14 protein-coding genes are annotated in these 16,267 nt (G+C 68.9%); 7 read left to right on the top strand and 7 right to left on the bottom strand.

All coding sequences use genetic code 11. The features are described 5' to 3' along the window. Nucleotides 1-182 precede the first annotated feature (182 nt). The 7 genes from VKV57_05310 to VKV57_05280 all read left to right on the top strand — a co-directional run bounded on the left by VKV57_05310 (nt 183) and on the right by VKV57_05280 (nt 5,698). Nucleotides 183-686, top strand: a complete 504-nt coding sequence (locus tag VKV57_05310; protein ID HLW59327.1) for a sulfocyanin-like copper-binding protein — start codon at nt 183-185, stop codon at nt 684-686. A 167-nt stretch (nt 687-853) separates the two neighbouring features. After that, nucleotides 854-1,681, top strand: a complete 828-nt coding sequence (gene coxB, locus VKV57_05305; GenBank protein HLW59326.1) for a cytochrome c oxidase subunit II — start codon at nt 854-856, stop codon at nt 1,679-1,681. 29 nt (nt 1,682-1,710) lie between these two features. Continuing rightward, the gene (locus VKV57_05300; GenBank protein ID HLW59325.1) at nt 1,711-3,465 is read left to right on the top strand and encodes a cbb3-type cytochrome c oxidase subunit I; all 1,755 of its coding nucleotides are present in this window, start codon (nt 1,711-1,713) and stop codon (nt 3,463-3,465) included. A gap of 6 nt (nt 3,466-3,471) precedes the next feature. Then, nucleotides 3,472-4,113: a cytochrome c oxidase subunit 3 gene (locus tag VKV57_05295; GenBank protein HLW59324.1), complete on the top strand. Its 642-nt coding sequence runs from the start codon at nt 3,472-3,474 to the stop codon at nt 4,111-4,113. A gap of 39 nt (nt 4,114-4,152) precedes the next feature. Beyond that, nucleotides 4,153-4,782: a cytochrome c oxidase subunit 3 gene (locus VKV57_05290; GenBank protein HLW59323.1), complete on the top strand. Its 630-nt coding sequence runs from the start codon at nt 4,153-4,155 to the stop codon at nt 4,780-4,782. 40 nt (nt 4,783-4,822) lie between these two features. Beyond that, a complete protein-coding gene (locus VKV57_05285; protein ID HLW59322.1) occupies nt 4,823-5,119 on the top strand; it encodes a cytochrome C oxidase subunit IV family protein in 297 nt (98 codons plus the stop codon). A gap of 90 nt (nt 5,120-5,209) precedes the next feature. Beyond that, nucleotides 5,210-5,698, top strand: coding sequence for a GNAT family N-acetyltransferase (locus VKV57_05280; GenBank protein HLW59321.1), 489 nt, complete (start codon nt 5,210-5,212; stop codon nt 5,696-5,698). Here the strand turns inward: VKV57_05280 and VKV57_05275 are convergent. The 7 genes from VKV57_05275 to glyQ are packed head-to-tail and all read right to left on the bottom strand — an operon-like array spanning nt 5,656 to nt 16,186. Next, complete coding sequence (locus VKV57_05275) at nt 5,656-7,041, bottom strand: AMP-binding protein (protein HLW59320.1); 1,386 nt, start codon at nt 7,039-7,041, stop codon at nt 5,656-5,658. The genes VKV57_05280 and VKV57_05275 overlap by 43 nt on opposite strands. Before the next feature lie 23 nt (nt 7,042-7,064). Then, nucleotides 7,065-8,498, bottom strand: a complete 1,434-nt coding sequence (locus tag VKV57_05270; GenBank protein ID HLW59319.1) for a 4-hydroxyphenylacetate 3-hydroxylase N-terminal domain-containing protein — start codon at nt 8,496-8,498, stop codon at nt 7,065-7,067. Then, complete coding sequence (locus tag VKV57_05265) at nt 8,495-9,190, bottom strand: AroM family protein (GenBank protein HLW59318.1); 696 nt, start codon at nt 9,188-9,190, stop codon at nt 8,495-8,497. The genes VKV57_05270 and VKV57_05265 overlap by 4 nt, the downstream gene beginning before the upstream one ends. Next, nucleotides 9,190-10,275 carry a deoxyguanosinetriphosphate triphosphohydrolase gene (locus tag VKV57_05260; protein ID HLW59317.1) on the bottom strand — a complete coding sequence of 362 codons (1,086 nt, stop codon included), beginning with the start codon at nt 10,273-10,275 and terminating at the stop codon, nt 9,190-9,192. Before VKV57_05260 ends, VKV57_05265 begins: the two co-directional genes overlap by 1 nt. Before the next feature lie 56 nt (nt 10,276-10,331). Further along, nucleotides 10,332-13,097 (bottom strand): pyruvate, phosphate dikinase, encoded by a 2,766-nt coding sequence (ppdK, locus tag VKV57_05255; GenBank protein HLW59316.1) that lies wholly within the window; start codon nt 13,095-13,097, stop codon nt 10,332-10,334. Nucleotides 13,098-13,134: 37 nt separating this feature from the next. Beyond that, nucleotides 13,135-15,312 carry a glycine--tRNA ligase subunit beta gene (gene glyS, locus VKV57_05250; GenBank protein HLW59315.1) on the bottom strand — a complete coding sequence of 726 codons (2,178 nt, stop codon included), beginning with the start codon at nt 15,310-15,312 and terminating at the stop codon, nt 13,135-13,137. Continuing rightward, on the bottom strand, nt 15,302-16,186 hold the full coding sequence (gene glyQ / locus VKV57_05245; GenBank protein HLW59314.1) for a glycine--tRNA ligase subunit alpha: 885 nt from the start codon (nt 16,184-16,186) through the stop codon (nt 15,302-15,304). Before glyQ ends, glyS begins: the two co-directional genes overlap by 11 nt. Nucleotides 16,187-16,267 lie beyond the last annotated feature (81 nt).

The raw sequence follows: 16,267 nt of genomic DNA, 5'->3' as shown, positions 1-16,267 counted from the left end.
TTGGGGGGAAAGCCGCCATTCTCTCCCGCCAGACGGCTGCGACGCATAGAAAGAACTCACAGCGGCCTCTGCTCGTTACGATGGAGACGGCGCAAGCAGCCGCGATGGACCTGCGAGGTTGCGGGATATCCCTGACCTTCCTATAATATCTGCGTGCCAAAACGCGCCAAGAGGAGGGTGGTATGAAACGGATCTACCAATTTGCCGCTGTCTGGGGGGGGATCGGGGCCCTGGTTCTTCTGGGCCTGCCTCAAACCGGCGGAGAAGCCGCCGGCAGCGGCCCCGCGGAGTTCTCCATCGTCGCCGCGCAAACCGCTGCGAACGGTGAGTTGAACTTCAACGGAACCGACAAAGGGCACCTGGTGATCACGGTGCCTCTGGGGGCGACCGTGAAGCTGACCCTGTCGAACAAGGGCAGCCTGCCGCACAGCCTAGAGGTGATCCGGTACTCGGATACGCTACCGGCGCAGGCCCTGCCGACGCCCGAGTTCCCGGGTGCGGTGACCAGCAACCCGCAGGTGGGGATCACCAAGGGGCAGACCGCCACCCTCCAGTTCACCGCCAGCAAGGCGGGAAAGTACCAGTTCATCTGCGGCTTTCCCGGGCACGCGCTACTCGGCATGTGGGGCATCTTCCAAGTTTCCCCCTCAGCGACGGCCAAGCCGAGCATGACCGTCAACAAATAGCCGCGCGTTCCCGTGCGCGAGGCGGGTGAGCCCGCCCTTCCCCTCCCCGACCGCGCGTCGGGAGGGGAGGGTTACGCGGCGCTTGGGACGAATTAATGCGCAGTGATCGGCGGGGCATGATCTAGGCAGCACCTCGATCCTCGACCACGCGGTAGAGAGGACAATCGATGCAGCCGCAGAGCGGTGTCCGCGACGAACGACGCGCGGGGTTTTGGGCCGGGATCCTTTTCCTGTTCATCCTGGTCGCCGGCGTCGTCTCCTTCATCGTGGCCAGGTATCACTGGTGGCTCCAGCCTCTCGCGTCGGTCCAGGGACGGGTGATCGACGAGTACTTCTACGCCATTCTCGTGGCGACGGCCATCGGGTTCGTGGCGCCCCACATCTTTCTCGCGGTCGCCCTAATGCGCTACACGGCCCGCGGCAAGGAGCGTGCCGCGCACTGGCACGAGCACCTGGGCGCCGAGCTGACCTGGACGCTGGTCCCCGGCGCCGCTTTCATTTTCCTGGGGATCCTGGGGGTGTTCACCTGGTCGCGGCTTTACAGCGCGCCCCCGGCGAACGCCCAAGTCGTGGAGGTGACGGGCCGGCAGTTCTTCTGGTACATCCGTTACCCCGGGCCGGATGGGAAGCTCGCGCGCACCGATCCCACCCTCGTCTCGCAGAGCAACCCGCTGGGGCTGGATCCCAACGACCCGGCCACCAAGACCAACCTGGTCGTCACCAACGAACTGCACCTGGTGGTCGATCGCCCGGTCGAGGTCCGCATCCGATCGATCGATGTGATCCACAGCTTCTTCCTCCCGAACTTCCGGGTAAAACAGGACGCTGTGCCGGGCCGGACGGTCGACATCTGGTTCACGCCCGACAAGCCGGGGAGCTACCAGATCGCGTGCGCCCAGCTGTGCGGGGTCGGCCACTACACGATGCGGGGAAACGTCACCGTCCAGTCCCAGGACGCCTTCGACCAATGGCTCCAGCAGCAGGCAGCGCATTGAGCGAGGATCCTCGATCAAGGAGAGCATCCGTGGAGACCGCACTCGCACACGACGCGCACGTCACCCATCACCGGGAAGGCTTCATCCGCCATTATGTATTCAGTTTGGATCATAAGATGATCGGCAAGCAGTACTATTTCGTCACGCTGTTCATGGCCATGGTTGGCGGGGCGCTCGCGATGCTGATGCGGGCGCACCTCGGGTGGCCGGACCGGGGGATCCTGGATCCGGAGACCTACCTTCAGGCGGCGACGATGCACGGCACGGTGATGATCTTCTTCTTTCTGACGTCGATCCTCACCGGGGCCTTCGGCAACTTCCTCATCCCCCTGATGATCGGGGCCCCCGACATGGCGTTCCCGGTCCTCAACATGATGTCGTTCTGGACCTTTGTGCCCTCGGTGCTCGTCCTGCTCGCCTCCTTCTTCGTCCCCGGGGGACCCGCCGGCAACGGGTGGACCTCGTACGCGCCGCTCTCGGCGGTTCCGCAGGCGTCGCCGGCCTCCGGGCTCGGCCAGACGCTGTGGCTGGTGGCCATCCTCATCCTGATGATCTCGGCCCTGTTCGGATCCCTCAATTTCCTGACCACCATCATCAACATGCGCGCGCGCGGCCTGTCGATGGGCCGGCTGCCGCTGACGATCTGGGGGATCTTCATCACGGCGATCCTCGCGCTTCTCTCCTTCCCCGTCCTCATGGCCGCGCTGACGATGCTCCTGATGGACCGCGTGGCGGGGACGAGCTTCTTCGTGCCGGCCAACCTCTTGATCGGCGGCACGCTGGTGCATCACAGCGGCGGCGAACCGCTGCTCTGGCAACACCTCTTTTGGTTCTTCGGGCACCCCGAGGTGTACATCCTGATCCTCACCCCGATGGGGATTGTCTCGGACGTCATCTCGACGTTTTCGCGCAAGCCGATCTTCGGCTACAAAGCGATGATCCTCTCCCTCGCCGCGATCGGGTTCCTCAGTTTCCTCGTCTGGGGACACCATATGTTCGTCAGCGGGATGAACCCGATCCTGGGGGCGACGTTTACGATCTCGACGATGATCATCGCCATCCCCTCCGCGATCAAGACCTTCAACTGGCTGACGACGCTCTGGCAGGGGCGGACCCGGTTCACCACCGCGCTCCTCTTCGCCGTCGCCTTCGTCTCGCTGTTTGTCACGGGTGGGCTGAGCGGGATCTTCCTCGCCGCCTCGCCTGTGGATCTCTACTTCCACGACACGTACTTCGTGGTCGCGCACTTCCACTTCGTCATGGCGGCCGCGGCGCTGTTCGCCATCTTCGCCGGGACCTACTATTGGTTTCCCAAGATGTTCGGGCGGATGATGAACGAGCGGCTGGGAAAGATCCACTTCGTGCTCACCTTCCTCGGCATCTACGGGACCTTTTTCCCGATGCACTTCCTCGGCACCAATGGGATGAGCCGGCGGCTCTACACCCCGAATTTCTATCCGTTCCTGAGTCAGGTGCAGCCGCTCGATGTCTTTATCTCGATCTGCGCGTTCGGGCTGGGGGCGGCGCAGCTGATTTTCATCTACAACTTCTTTGCGACAATCTTGCGGGGCCCGAAGGCCGAACGCAACCCATGGGAGGCGAACACACTGGAATGGACCGCGGACTCCCCACCCCCGCATGGGAACTGGCCTGAGCCGCCGGTGGTGCACCGGTGGCCTTACGACTACAGCGTGCCCGGCGCGGCGGAGGATTACATCCCCCAAACGGTGCCCGCCTCACCGGCCTACGCCGGCGGTCACGGTGGCGGCGGCGGGGAGAGTTAGCCGATCATGCCCACCGAGCTGATCGAAAAGCTCAAACCGGTCGTCGGGGGCCCGGGCCGGCCTGGCGGCGGTGGCCGGTCCGACGACAACGGCGCCAGGTCAGGTGGGGGCCCGACGCCGGCAAGCATGGCGACGATGGGCATGGCGTTCGCCTTGGCGGCGATCGCCATGCTGTTCGTGGCGTTCACCACTACCTACCTGGGGCATCACCAGGACGAAACCTGGGCCACCCTCCCCCTCCCCGGCGTCCTCTGGGTGGATACCGCGGTGCTGCTCGCGAGCAGCGCCGCCCTGGAATGGGGGCGGCGGCAGGCGAGGCGGGGGCACGCGGTGGCCTTTCGGCGGGGGATCACGGCGGCCTGGGGGCTGGGCCTCGTGTTTCTCGCCGGGCAGCTCGTGGCGTGGCGCCAGTTCGTGCACCTGGGAATCTACCTGTCCAGCAATCCGCACAGCTCATTCTTCTACCTGCTCACGGGGGCGCACGGGGTGCACCTGCTGGTGGGCCTGGTGGCGCTTGGAATGATCCTGCCCCGGGCGTGGGCGACCTTCCCCCCTTTCCGGTCAACCGCGGTCGAGGTCACCACCCTCTACTGGCACTTCTTGACCGGGTTGTGGCTCTATCTTTTTGTCATGCTGTTCTGGTTGTAAACTGAGCGGCGGCGCCCGCATGAGGAGCGGCTGGGGACGATGACGAGCGCGGTGGAGACACGGGAACAAGGGCGGGACCTCGGAGCGCGCTGGGGCGGCGGGCGGTCGCCGTGGGACATCGGTTGGCCCAAGCTCATGATGTGGCTGTTCCTCATCTCCGACGCCATGACGTTTGCCGGGCTGCTGATCGGCCTGTGGGTGATGCGGCTCGCCAGTCCCACTTGGCCCAACCACCTCCCCGGCGTGATGAACATCCCCTTCGTCGCGACGATGACGGTGATCCTCATCTGCAGCAGCACGACGATGGCGATGTCGGTGTACGCCCTCCGGCAGGGGCTCCGCCGGCAGGCCGTGTGGTTCCTCGCCGCGACCGTGATCGCCGGGCTGCTGTTCGCGGGTATGCAGGCGCGCGAGTGGACCCACTTCATCGAGCAGGGCGCCCGCCTCACCGGCAACCCCTGGGGGGTGCCGGCGTTCAGCTTCAGTTTCTTCATCATCACTGGGTTGCACGGCGCCCACGTCCTCGGCGGCATCGTGTACCTGTGGCTGATGGCCGACCGGGTCGCCCGGGGCGTTTCCTCGGCGGAAGGGGTCGAGGTCGCCGGGCTGTACTGGGGATTTGTCGACCTGGTCTGGGTGTTCATCTGGTCGTCGATTTACCTGCTGTGATGCGGGCGTCTCGACCCTACCCGACGGAGGCCAACGGATCATGACGGATGAAACGCAGGGCCTGAGCCGGCTCTACCTCACCGCCTGGTTGGTCCTCATCGCCATCACCGCCCTCGAGATGAGCACGGTGTTGGTCTTTCACATCTCGGCGGGGACCCGCGTCGTCATCTTGATCGTGTTGGCCCTGATGAAGGCGAGCCTGATCGGCGCCTATTACATGGGCCTGCGCTTCGAGCGGCTGGCGATGGCCTACATCGCGATCCTGCCGTTGATCCTGCTCCTCCTGATGCTGCTCGCGGTCGTCCCTGACGCCGCCCTGCTCCTGCCGCGCCACTAACCCCATCTCCGCGGCACGTCGCGGGGGCGGCGGACCGGGCGCGCCGCCCCCGCTATTCCTTTCGGATTTGCCGGCCGGAGCGACGCGCGGATGACCCCCAAGCGTGGCCGGGAGGCGATCCTGCGGCCGGCGGTCGGCGCCGACGCGGCGGAGATCGCCGAGGTGTTCCTCGCCGCCCGCCACGAGGCGCTGCCCTACCTGCCCACGATCCACAGCGACGAGGAGACGCGCCGCTGGATCCCCGAGGTGGTGATGCGCCGCAGCGCGGTCTGGGTCGCCGAACTCGACGGGGCGATCGTCGGGTTTCTATCATTGACCGGCGACCACCTCGACCACCTCTACGTCCGGCCCGGCTTTTACCGGCAGGGGATCGGGGACCGGCTGCTCGCCCAGGCCAAGGCGATGAGCCCAAGGCGGCTGCGGCTGTTCACGTTCCAGCGGAACGATCGCGCGCGGGCGTTCTACGAGGCGAGGGGGTTCGCGCCGATCGAGTGGACCAACGGGGCAGGCAACGAGGAGCGGGAACCCGACGTCCTCTACGAGTGGGCGCCCTCGGGTCCCCCCGCCGGGGCGGGGTGATGGCTCGGGTGGGAGGCGGCCCGCGGGCGGCGGTCGAGGACGCGCTTCGCCTTGAACTCGGTGCGCTCGAGTGACCCGGGGGGCACGATCGCGACCGCGGGGGAGACGAGCAGCGCTTCGCGCAGCGCGCGGCGCACGCGCTCCGGGAGATCGGGTGCCGCCGCGGTCGTCCCGGCCTCGACGATGACCGTGCACCGGTCCAACCCGGTCTCACGCTCCGTCTCCAGCTCGATCCGAAACTCGTCGCTCAGCTCCGCGAACGCGCGGACGGCCTGCTCGACTTGCACCGGATAGAACTTCGCCCCGCGGAAGACGACGAGATCATCGTTGCGGGCCACGATTCCCTGGGGGGACCGCGCGTGCGTTCGCCCGCAGCGGCACGGGGTGAGGTCCAGCCGGGCGTAGTCGTTCGTCCAGTACCGGATCATCGGGGTGGCCTCCCGGGTGAGGTGGGTGATCACGACGATCCCCTGCTCGCCCGGGGGCAGCGGCTGCCTCGTGTCGGGATCGACGATCTCGACGAGATAGTGATCTTCCGCCCAGTGCAGCCCCGCCTTCTGGTCGCACTCGCTGGCGAAGGTGGGACCGATCTCCGCCAGCCCGTAGTAGTCGTAGGCGTCGATGCCGAGGGAGCGCTCCAGCCGTGCTCGCGTGCTCGGGAGTTCGGTCCCGGCTTCCCCGCCGAAGCAACCGAGTTGGAGGGCCAGGGCGTCGGGCCTCTGCCCCGTCGCCCGCAGCCGCTCGCCGATGTACAGCCCGAACGAGGGGGTCGCCAACAACACGGTGGCCCGGGCGCGGGTCATCATCTCGATCTGACGGGCGGCGGGGGTCGTCCCGGCCGGCAGACAGAACGCGCCGATGCGCGCCGCCGCATAGTGCACCGCCATCCCGGCCACCCAGAGGCCGTAGGCGAACGCGTTCTGGACCACGTCCCCCGGCCGGGTCCCGAACGACCACATCGTGCGGGCCGTGTGGTCCGTGATGACCTCCACGTCGGAGGCGGACCAGATCGTGTTGACGGGGTGCCCGGTCGTCCCCGACGAGGGGTGCAGCTCGCGCAGCGCCCCCGCCGGAGCGAGCAGGTACCGCCCGAACGGCGGGTGGGCGGCCTGCTCGTCGCGCAGCTCCTGCTTGGTGACGAACGGGAAGCGGGCGAGATCCGACAGCCGCGCGAGATGGCGGGGCGCCACCCCGGCCCGGTCAAATTTTTCCCGGTAGAACGGTGATCCATCGTAACACCGGGCCACCTGTCGTTGGAGGCGCTCCAGCTGGAGCGCCTCCAACGCGGGACGGGACAGCGTCTCGATCCGACGATCCCAGAATCGGTCGCGCGCCTCAGGCACGGCGTGCCCCCCTCGGTCCAGGCTCAGTCGGCGATCCCGGCCAGCTCCTTCGCCAGCGCCACACATCGTTCCACCGGGGCCGTCCGATAAATCGTCAGCTTCTCCGCCTCGATCGATCCCTCCGCGTGGATCGCCAGGACGGCGTGGTAGCCTCCCAGGGCCGAGGTCGTCACATCCGAGATCAGGTGCAGGAGCCGCAGCCGGGCCTCCGCCCCGACCCCCTTTCCCCCGAGGTAGCGCTCGATGAGGGGGCGCAGGGCCGGGGCCTCCCAGTCCGCCCCGCCGGGACCGGTGACGAGCAGGCCGCCGGCGATCTCCTGGACATCGGCGACCGCGCGGTGAAACTGAGTAGCGAAGTGCAGCTTCGCGATGTTGACGGTGCCGGGATCGGGGATGGCGATCTCCAGCGCCCCCCGGTAGCAGTCCAGCGCCGCCATGCGGGTGAGCGCCCGGAGCGTGCTCGCGTAGGCCACGAGCCAGGTGAGCTTATCCCGGATGTGGCCGGCGCGTTCGATCCCGTTGTACCGGGCGATCAGGTAGGCGGCGCCCACGAACAGGTCCACGAGCGGAAGCTTGTAGGACACCGCGGTGAACCGGTGAAACTCGACGAATGTCCTCGCGAGCGGCCCGGCGTACTCCCACTCCCCCTGCAGAAAGACCCGGTCGCGCGGCACGAACACGTCGTCGAAAACGGTGAGCGTCTCCGTCATCCGGTGCCGGCTCGACAGGGGGTGTTCGAACGAGGAGGTGGCGTGTCCCCCGTAGGGACTGACCGCGAGCGTCAGCCCCCGCGTCGCCACCGGGATGGCGAAGGCCACGGCGTAGGCGCGATCGCGCTCCCCCAGCGCGCGCGTCGGGAGCACGATCAGTTCGTTGGCGTTCATGCTGACGGAAGTGTGGACCTTCGCGCCGCGCACCACGATCCCATCCGCGCGCTCCTCCACGATTCGGACGTAGTAATCCGGGTGCGCCTGATCGCTGGGGCCGGCCCCGCGATCGCCCTTCACGTCGGTCTGGGCGACCGCCATCGCCAGGTCCTGATCCCGGCAGTGGGCGTAGAATGTCCGGACCCGTTCGAGGTACTGGGTGCCGCGCGCCCGGTCGAGATCGTGGGCCACGAGGTGCAGCGCGAGGAGGGCGTCGGTGCCGATCTCTTTCAGCAGCGGCACGATCGTCCCGCCGAGCCGCGTGCTGGTCTCGATCAACTCCATGCGCGCCAGGAGGTCGTCCGCGGTCTTGGGCAGCGCAAAATACCGGCTCATCTCCCCGCCGCCGGGGCGCGGGACGACCGCGAGCGATCGGTAACGAGGGTCCGCGGCCATCTGATAGTCGAGCGCGGCGTGATCGACCGCCACCCGCAGCGCCGGATGCGCCGTCACGTCCCCCACGCGCTGGCCCCCGTAGTAGACGACCCGCCCGTCCCGCAGGCTCGCCCGGTACTCGTCCGCAGTCCTCATGCTGCCCCCTCCACCGCCTCGCGCGCGATCATCGCGACCGCGGCGTTTGCGAGAATCGTCGGCACCCCGACGAGGTGCGACACGGTGCGCCGCATCGCTCGCGTGTAGCCGATGCAGTCCATGACCACGACGGCGACGCCGGCGTCCCGCAGCGCTTCCCCCCCGGCCTCGAGTGCCTCCGGGCCCTGGTACGGCGACGCCGCGGCGGTGACCACGCGACCGAGGTCCGCCCAGCGGCGCTCGGCCGACGCCGCCTGCGCCGGATCGGGCAGCAGCACGCCGAGCGGCCGGGCCGCGCGGCCGTCCCCCCGCAGCCCGTCCACCAGGGCGGCGACGATGTGGTGCAGCACCCGCTGCGGCACGAGCACGAGCCCGGGCGGGCGCACCGCAGGGAAGTCCCCGGTGCAGAGGAGCACCGTCAGGTCCACCTCTCGCGCCAACTCCTCGAGGCACCGCTGCAAACGGGGTTCGAGATGTCGGCGGGCCAGCCGCACCTCGCGACCGCTCCGAAGGCGGCTGACCAGCACGTCGTCTCCGGGGCCGGGGGCGAGATCCAGGATCTCCGAGTCGCCGAGGTCATCGAGCGCCCCCCGCTGCACGAGCCGGGCGGTCGGGAGGGCCCGCTCGTACTCCTCGATCAAATCCGGCCGGGGCGCCTGCCCGATGGTCAGGAGGCCTACGGCGCGGCCCATCAGAAGCTCTCCCACGTCCGGGGGACGAACAGCCGCTCCTGCGTCCGGATGGCAAACCGGTCGGTCATGCCGGAGAGAAAATCACAGACGGCCCGCTGAACCGTCACCTCGCCCTCGTCGAGCAGCCGCCGGGATTCCTGGCTGATCTCGTCGGGGTGCTCGATGAAGTAGTCGAACAGGTCCCGCAGCAGTCGCTGGGACTTGCCCACCTCGGCCTTCGCCGCCGAGCCTTGGTAGACGATGGCGAACAGGTAGTCCTTGAGGCCGTTGAGCGCGATCCGGACCTCCTCGGTCATCTGGATGCGCCCGACGCCGGCGGAGCGGTCGACGATGTCCCGCACGGTCGTGTCGAGCCATTCTCCCCGGGTCTCCCCGAGAACCGCGCGCACGCCGGCGGGGATGTCCCGCTCGTTGATCAACCCCGCCCGAATCGCGTCATCGGTGTCGTGATTGACGTAGGCGATGCGATCGGCGACCCGCGCCAGCTGCCCCTCGACGGTTTCCGGGCCGCTCTGGGGCGGGGTCGTTTCGAGATCGGGGAAGATGCCGATGTCGGAGGCGCCTTTGGAGTGCCCGCCGATGCCGTTTCGAACTTCCCAGGTCAGGTTCAACCCGTCCTGGTAGGTCCCGTCCTTCGCCCGACGCCGCTCGAGGAGCTCCACCATCCGCAGGCTCTGCAGGTCGTGCCGGAACCCGCCGTGGCCCGCCATCGCCTGGTTGAGTGCCTCCTCGCCGGCGTGGCCAAACGGGGGGTGGCCCAGGTCATGCCCCAGGACGATCGCCTCGGTGAGATCCTCATTGATCCGGATCGCCCGCGCGATCGTCCGCGCGATCTGGGCGACCTCGAGGGTGTGGGTGAGCCGCGTCCGGTAGTGATCGCCTTCGGGGGCGAGGAAGACCTGGGTCTTGTGCATCAGGCGGCGGAACGCCTTGGAGTGAATGATCCGATCCCGATCCCGCTGGAAATCGGTGCGCAGGGGATCCTTGGGCTCGGGGCGCACCCGGCCCCGCGACCGCGCACTCCTGGCGGCGTGCGGGGACAGGATCTGCTCCTCCCACGCCTCCGTCGTCTCGCGCGGGTTCATCGGCCCCCCCTGGCGAGTTCCTGCCCGACCGGTCCCGCCCTCCGCGTGCGCGGCGGCTAGCGGTCGCGTTCGGCCCGCGCCCGCTTCTCCCGCAATGCCGCCTGCGCCGCCGCCAGCCGGGCGGTCGGCACCCGGTACGGCGAACAGCTCACGTACGTCAGGCCCACCTTGTGGCAGAACTCGATGCTCGCCGGATCGCCCCCGTGCTCGCCGCAGATCCCCAGTTCGATGTCCGGCCGGGTCTTCCGCCCGAGCTTGACCGCCATGTCGATGAGGGTCCCCACCCCCACCACGTCGAGGACCTGGAAGGGGTTCTCCGGAAGGATCTTGTCATTCACGTAGCGGAGGAGGAACTTGCCTTCGGCGTCGTCCCGGCTGAATCCGTAGATGAGCTGGGTCAGGTCGTTGCTCCCGAACGAGAAGAACTCCGCCAGCTTGGCGATCTCGTCGGCGACCACGCAGGCGCGCGGGATCTCGATCATCGTGCCGAACTTGTACCGCACCCGCACCCCCTGCTCGCTCATCACCCGATCGGCCAGCGGCCGGACCCGCTGTTCCACGACCCGCAGCTCGTTCACGTGGCCGATCAGCGGAATCATGATCTCGGGGTGGGCCTTGATCCCCTCCTTGGCCAGCGTGCAGGTCGCCTCCAGGATCGCCCGCACCTGCATGTCGATGATCCCGGGGAACAGGATCCCCAGCCGGATCCCCCGCAGTCCGAGCATGGGGTTCTGCTCGCGCATCGCCGCGACGGCGCGGAGGAGCCGCTCCTTCTCCTCCAGGGCGCGGGGATCGTTTCCCCGCACCCGGAGCTCGGTGACCTCGACGAGCAGCTCGTCGTACCGGGGGAGGAACTCGTGCAGCGGCGGGTCGATCAACCGGATGACGACGGTGTCCCCCGCCATCTCGCGCAGGATCCCGATGAAGTCCTCGCGCTGGATGGGGAGGAGCTCGTCAAGCGCACGCTGCCGCTCCGGCTCGCCGTCGGCGAGGATCATCCGCCGGACGATCGGCAGACGGTCTTCCTCGAAGAACATGTGCTCGGTCCGACACAGCCCGATCCCCTCGGCGCCGAACTCGCGGGCGCGCGCCGCGTCCCGGGGATAGTCCGCGTTGGCCCAGATCCCCAGCCGACGGGTCTTGTCCGCCCACCCGAGGAGGGTTTGAAGGTCCTGTTCCTTGCTCAGGTCGGGATCGATCGTCCGGATCGCCCGGCCGAACACCTCGCCGGTCGTGCCGTCGATCGAGATGAAATCGCCCTGGTGGACGACCCGGCCGTTGACGCTCAGCTGGCGTGCGTGCGGGTCCACCCGCAGCGCTTCCGCGCCGGCGACGCAGGGCTTGCCGAGCCCGCGGGCCACCACCGCGGCGTGGCTGGTCGCGCCGCCGCGGGCCGTCAGGATGCCCTTCGCGGCCAGCATGCCGTGGACGTCTTCGGGGTTCGTCTCCGGCCGGACGAGGATGACCGACTGCCCGGCGGCGCCGATCTCCACCGCCGTGTCCGGATCGAAGACCGCCACCCCGGTCGCCGCCCCCGGGGATGCGTTCAGGCCGCGGGCCAGCAGCCGGCCCTCGTGCTCCGCGGCGGCCTTGTCATCGGGGTCGAACCGCGGCAGCAGCAGCTGGTAGATCTGCTCCGGCTCCACCCGCATCAGGGCTTCGTCCCTGTTGATCAGCTTTTCCTTGACCATGTCCACCGCGATCTTCACCGCGGCCTGCGCGGTCCGCTTGCCGGTGCGGGTCTGCAGCATCCAGAGCTTCCCCCGCTCCACGGTGAACTCCAGATCCTGCATATCCTTGTAATGCCGCTCCAGCATCTTCGCGACGTCCTGGAACTGCCGGTACACCCCGCCCATCTCCCGCTCCATCTGGGAGATCGGGTGCGGGGTTCGGATCCCCGCGACGACGTCCTCACCCTGCGCGTTCGGCAGGTACTCCCCGTAGAGTCGCTTCTCCCCGGTCGCGGGGTTCCGGGTGAACGCCACGCCGGTGGCGCTGTCGGTCCCCATGTTCCCGAAGACCATCGCCTGAACGTTGACGGCCGTGCCGAGGTCGTGCGGGATCTTGTTGAAGTTGCGGTAGTCGACGGCCCGCTTGCCCATCCAGGAATCGAACACCGCCCGGATCGCCATCTCCAGCTGATCCCACGGGTCGGCGGGAAAGTCGACACCCTTTTCCCGTTTGATCAGCGCCTTGAACTCCCGCGCGATCTCGGCGAGGTCGTGCACCCCGAGGTCGGTGTCGACCCGCGCCCCCGCCCGACGCTTGCGCGACTCGATGATGGCCTCGAACTTGTCCCCGGGCACGTCGAGGACGATCTTCCCGAACATCTGGACGAACCGCCGGTGGGCGTCCTCGGCGAACCGCTCGTCCCCGGTGAGGCTCCCCAGCCCGCGCAGGGTCTCCTCGTTGAGGCCGAGGTTGAGGACGGTGTCCATCATGCCCGGCATGGAGAACTTGGCGCCCGACCTCACGGAAACGAGCAGCGGGTTCTTGGGGTCCCCGAACCGCTTCCCCATCTTGCGCTCCACCGTTGCCAGCGCGCGGCGGACCTCGCCGATCAGCCCCGAGGGGAAGACCTGCCCCTTGGCGTTGTACTCGTTGCAGACCGCGGTGGTGATCGTAAATCCCGCCGGTACCGGCAACCCGACCCGGCTCATCTCCGCGAGTCCCGCCCCCTTGCCGCCGAGCAGATCGCGCAGGGACGCGTTCCCCTCTTCGAACAGCCAGATGCGCTTCCGGGCCGACACCCTGCCCCCCCGGGCGGCCCGGCGGGCCGCGGTCCGGCGGCGGGTGGGTTTGGCGAGCGTGCGTATCGCCATCGGTGTCACCTCACATTCATAGACCAACCGTATCTACTTAGGAATCCGGGGAAGCCTTTCCTTCTCCAACGACCACGCGCGTTAGATCGGCAAGCGGCCGCACCAGCCCGACGACGCGGGCGAGCAGCGCGAGTCGGTTCGCCCGCGCCGTTCCGTCTTCGGCCATCACCAGGACATCGGTAAAGAACCGGTCGACGGGATCGCCGAGTGCGGCGAGTCGGCGAAACGACTGCTCGTAGTGGCGCACCGTCTCCGCCGGTCCTAGGTCGGCCGACGCCGCGGCGCCGGGGGACTCGAGCGCTTCGATCGCCGCCAGGAGACTGCGCTCCGCGTCCACCTGGAGCGCCTCGGCGTGCACGCGGCCCTGAAAATCACCCGGCACGATGCGCGCCGCCCGATCGAACGCGGTGTAGAGCCGCGCAAACTCCGCCCGCTTCCGAAACGCCCACAGCGCGCGCGCCCGGGCCGCGGCGTCCGCCGGGTCGGCCGCGCCGGCCTCCAGGACCGCGTCCGCGGTGTCGTAACTGATCCCACCTTCGATCAGAACCGTCCGCAGCCGCTGGCGGAGAAGATCCATCACCCCGTCCAGCGCGGCGGCCCGGCGCGCAGGGTCGAGGGCGGGCGTGAGGTCCTCGAGCGCCGCGCGGGAGAATTCCCGCAGGTCGAGCCGGAGATGGCGGTCGAGGACGATGGCGACGATCCCGGCGGCGGCCCGGCGGAGGCCGTACGGATCCTGCGAGCCGCTGGCGGCCAATCCGGCGGCGAGCCCGCTGAGCAGGGTGTCGAGTTTGTCGAGCAGGGCGAGGTCCGCGCCGAGTTCGGACTGAGGCAGTTGGGCTCCCCGGGGCAGGTACTGCTCGCGGAGGGCCTCCGCGACCGCCGCGGGCTCCCCGTCCAGCCGGGCGTAGATGCTCCCGATGACCCCCTGAAGCTCGGGGAGTTCCCTCACCACCTGCGTGACGAGGTCGGCCTTGCTGAGCAGCGCGGCCCGCTCCAGCGCGAGGCCCCGCTCACCCGGGATCGCCAGCGCCGCAGCCAAGCGGCCGGCAAGCCGCACGAGGCGGTCGGTCTTCTCGCGCATCGTGCCCAGCCGTTCGTGAACGACCAGGCCGGTGAGTTCGGGCACCCGAGCGCTCAGCGGGCGCTTGCGGTCTTCGGCGAAGAAGAACCGCGCGTCCGCCAGCCGCGCGCGGAGCACCCACTCGTTTCCCTGCCGGACGGTCTCCAACCCCCGGGTTCCCCCGTTGCGGAGGGCCACGAAGTTCGGCAGCAGCTGGCCCCGGGCGTCCTCGACCGCGAAGTATTTCTGATGATGCTGCATCACGGTGATCAGCACTTCCCGCGGCAGGGCCAGGAACTCCGGCGCGAAGCGGCCGACCAGGGCTTCGGGCCACTCCACCAACTGCACGGTCTCCTCCAGGAGTTCGGAGTCGAGGATCGGACGGCCCCCGACCTGTGTCGCAACGCGCGCCGCCGCCTCGGCGATCCGCTCGCGGCGGTCCGCCGGATCAAGCATCACGAAGTGCTTCCGCAGCGTCGATTCGAACCCGGACGCCTCGGCGACCGGGAAGGCTCGCGGGCTGAGCACGCGGTGGCCGTAGGTGCGGCGGCCCGCCTCGACGTCCGCAAAGCGGCAGGGGATGACCTGGCGCCCCAGGAGCGCGAGCACCCACCGAACCGGGCGCGCGAAGCGGACCCCCTCCGGCCCCCACCGCATCGGCCGGGGGAACGTCAGCCCCGCCGCGAGTGCCGGCAGCACCTCGCGGAGCGCCTGGCCGGTGGGACCCCCCGGCGACCGCAGGACGGCGTACACGTACTCGCCCTGGGGGGTCGTCCGCCGCTCCAGCGCCTCGACGGGCAGCCCCTGGCCGCGGGCAAACCCCTCCGCGGCCTTGGTCGGGTTCCCGTCCGGCGCGTAGGCCACGCGCGCCGCCGGACCGCGCACCTCCCGGACGAGATCCTCTTGGCGCGGAGCAACGTCCTCCACGACCAGGACGATCCGGCGGGGTGTGGAGTACGCCGCCACCGCCCCGCAGGGAATCCGGGCGGCGCGAAGCGCGAGAGGGGCGGCTTCGCGAATCTGCGCCGCGCCGTCCCAGGCCGCCGTGGGGGGAAGTTCCTCGGTGCCCAACTCGAACACGAGGCGAGACGGCCGCGGCGTCGACGAGCGGCCGCGGGGAGCGCGGCGGAGCGGACGCCTGAGCTTAGGCGGCATGCACGCGGCCCTTGAGCAGCGGCCAGCCCATCTCCTCGCGCCGGGCGAGGTGCAGTTCGGCGCACCGGCGGGCGAGGGCGCGACACCGACCCATCAGCACCGCCCGTTCCGCCACCCCGACCGCACCGCGCGCGTCGAGCAGGTTGAACACGTGCGAGCACTTGAGGACATATTCGTAGGCCGGGGAGGTGAGGCGGGCGTCGAGCAACCGCTGCGCCTCGCGCTCGTAGGCCTCGAACAGCTGCCCCAGCATCGCGACGTCCGCGGTCTCGAACGCGTAGGTGGAGTGCTCGAACTCCTCCTGCTGGCGGATCTCCCCGTAGGTGATCCCGGGGGCCCAGGTCAGGTCGAACACGTTGTCCTTGCGCTGGATGAACTGCGCGATTCGCTCCAGGCCGTACGTCAACTCCGCGGAGATCGCCGGAACCTCCAACCCGCCGACCTGCTGGAAGTAGGTGAACTGGCTGATCTCTTGGCCGTCGAGGAATACCTGCCACCCCAACCCCCACGCGCCGAGGGTCGGCGCCTCCCAGTTGTCCTCCAAAAAGCGCAGGTCGTGGTCGAGCGGGTTGATGCCGAGCGCACGGACGCTGCGGACGTAGAGGTCCTGCACGTCCGCCGGGGTGGGCTTAAGGATCACCTGGTACTGGAGGTGCGTGTAGAGCCGATTCGGATTCTGCCCGTACCGGCCGTCGGCCGGCCGCCGGCTCGGCTGCACGTACGCGACCTTCCACGGCTCCGGGCCCAGCGTCCGCAGGAACGTCGCCGGGTGCATCGTCCCGGCCCCCATCTCCACGTCGTACGGCTGCGCGATGACGCAGCCGTATCCCGCCCAAAAACGCTCCAGGGCAATGATCACGTCTTGGAAATCCATCCACCCCTCCCTCTAGGGCCGCGGCGGGATCGGGAAATCGAGCCATCACCCCGTGCCGGACGCACGTCCGCAATGGGACCG

It is taken from the genome of bacterium (assembly GCA_035307765.1).
GTDB lineage: Bacteria > Sysuimicrobiota > Sysuimicrobiia > Sysuimicrobiales > Segetimicrobiaceae > Segetimicrobium.
Note: the sequence above shows the minus strand (reverse complement) of the source record. Positions and strands in the feature narration are given on the sequence as shown.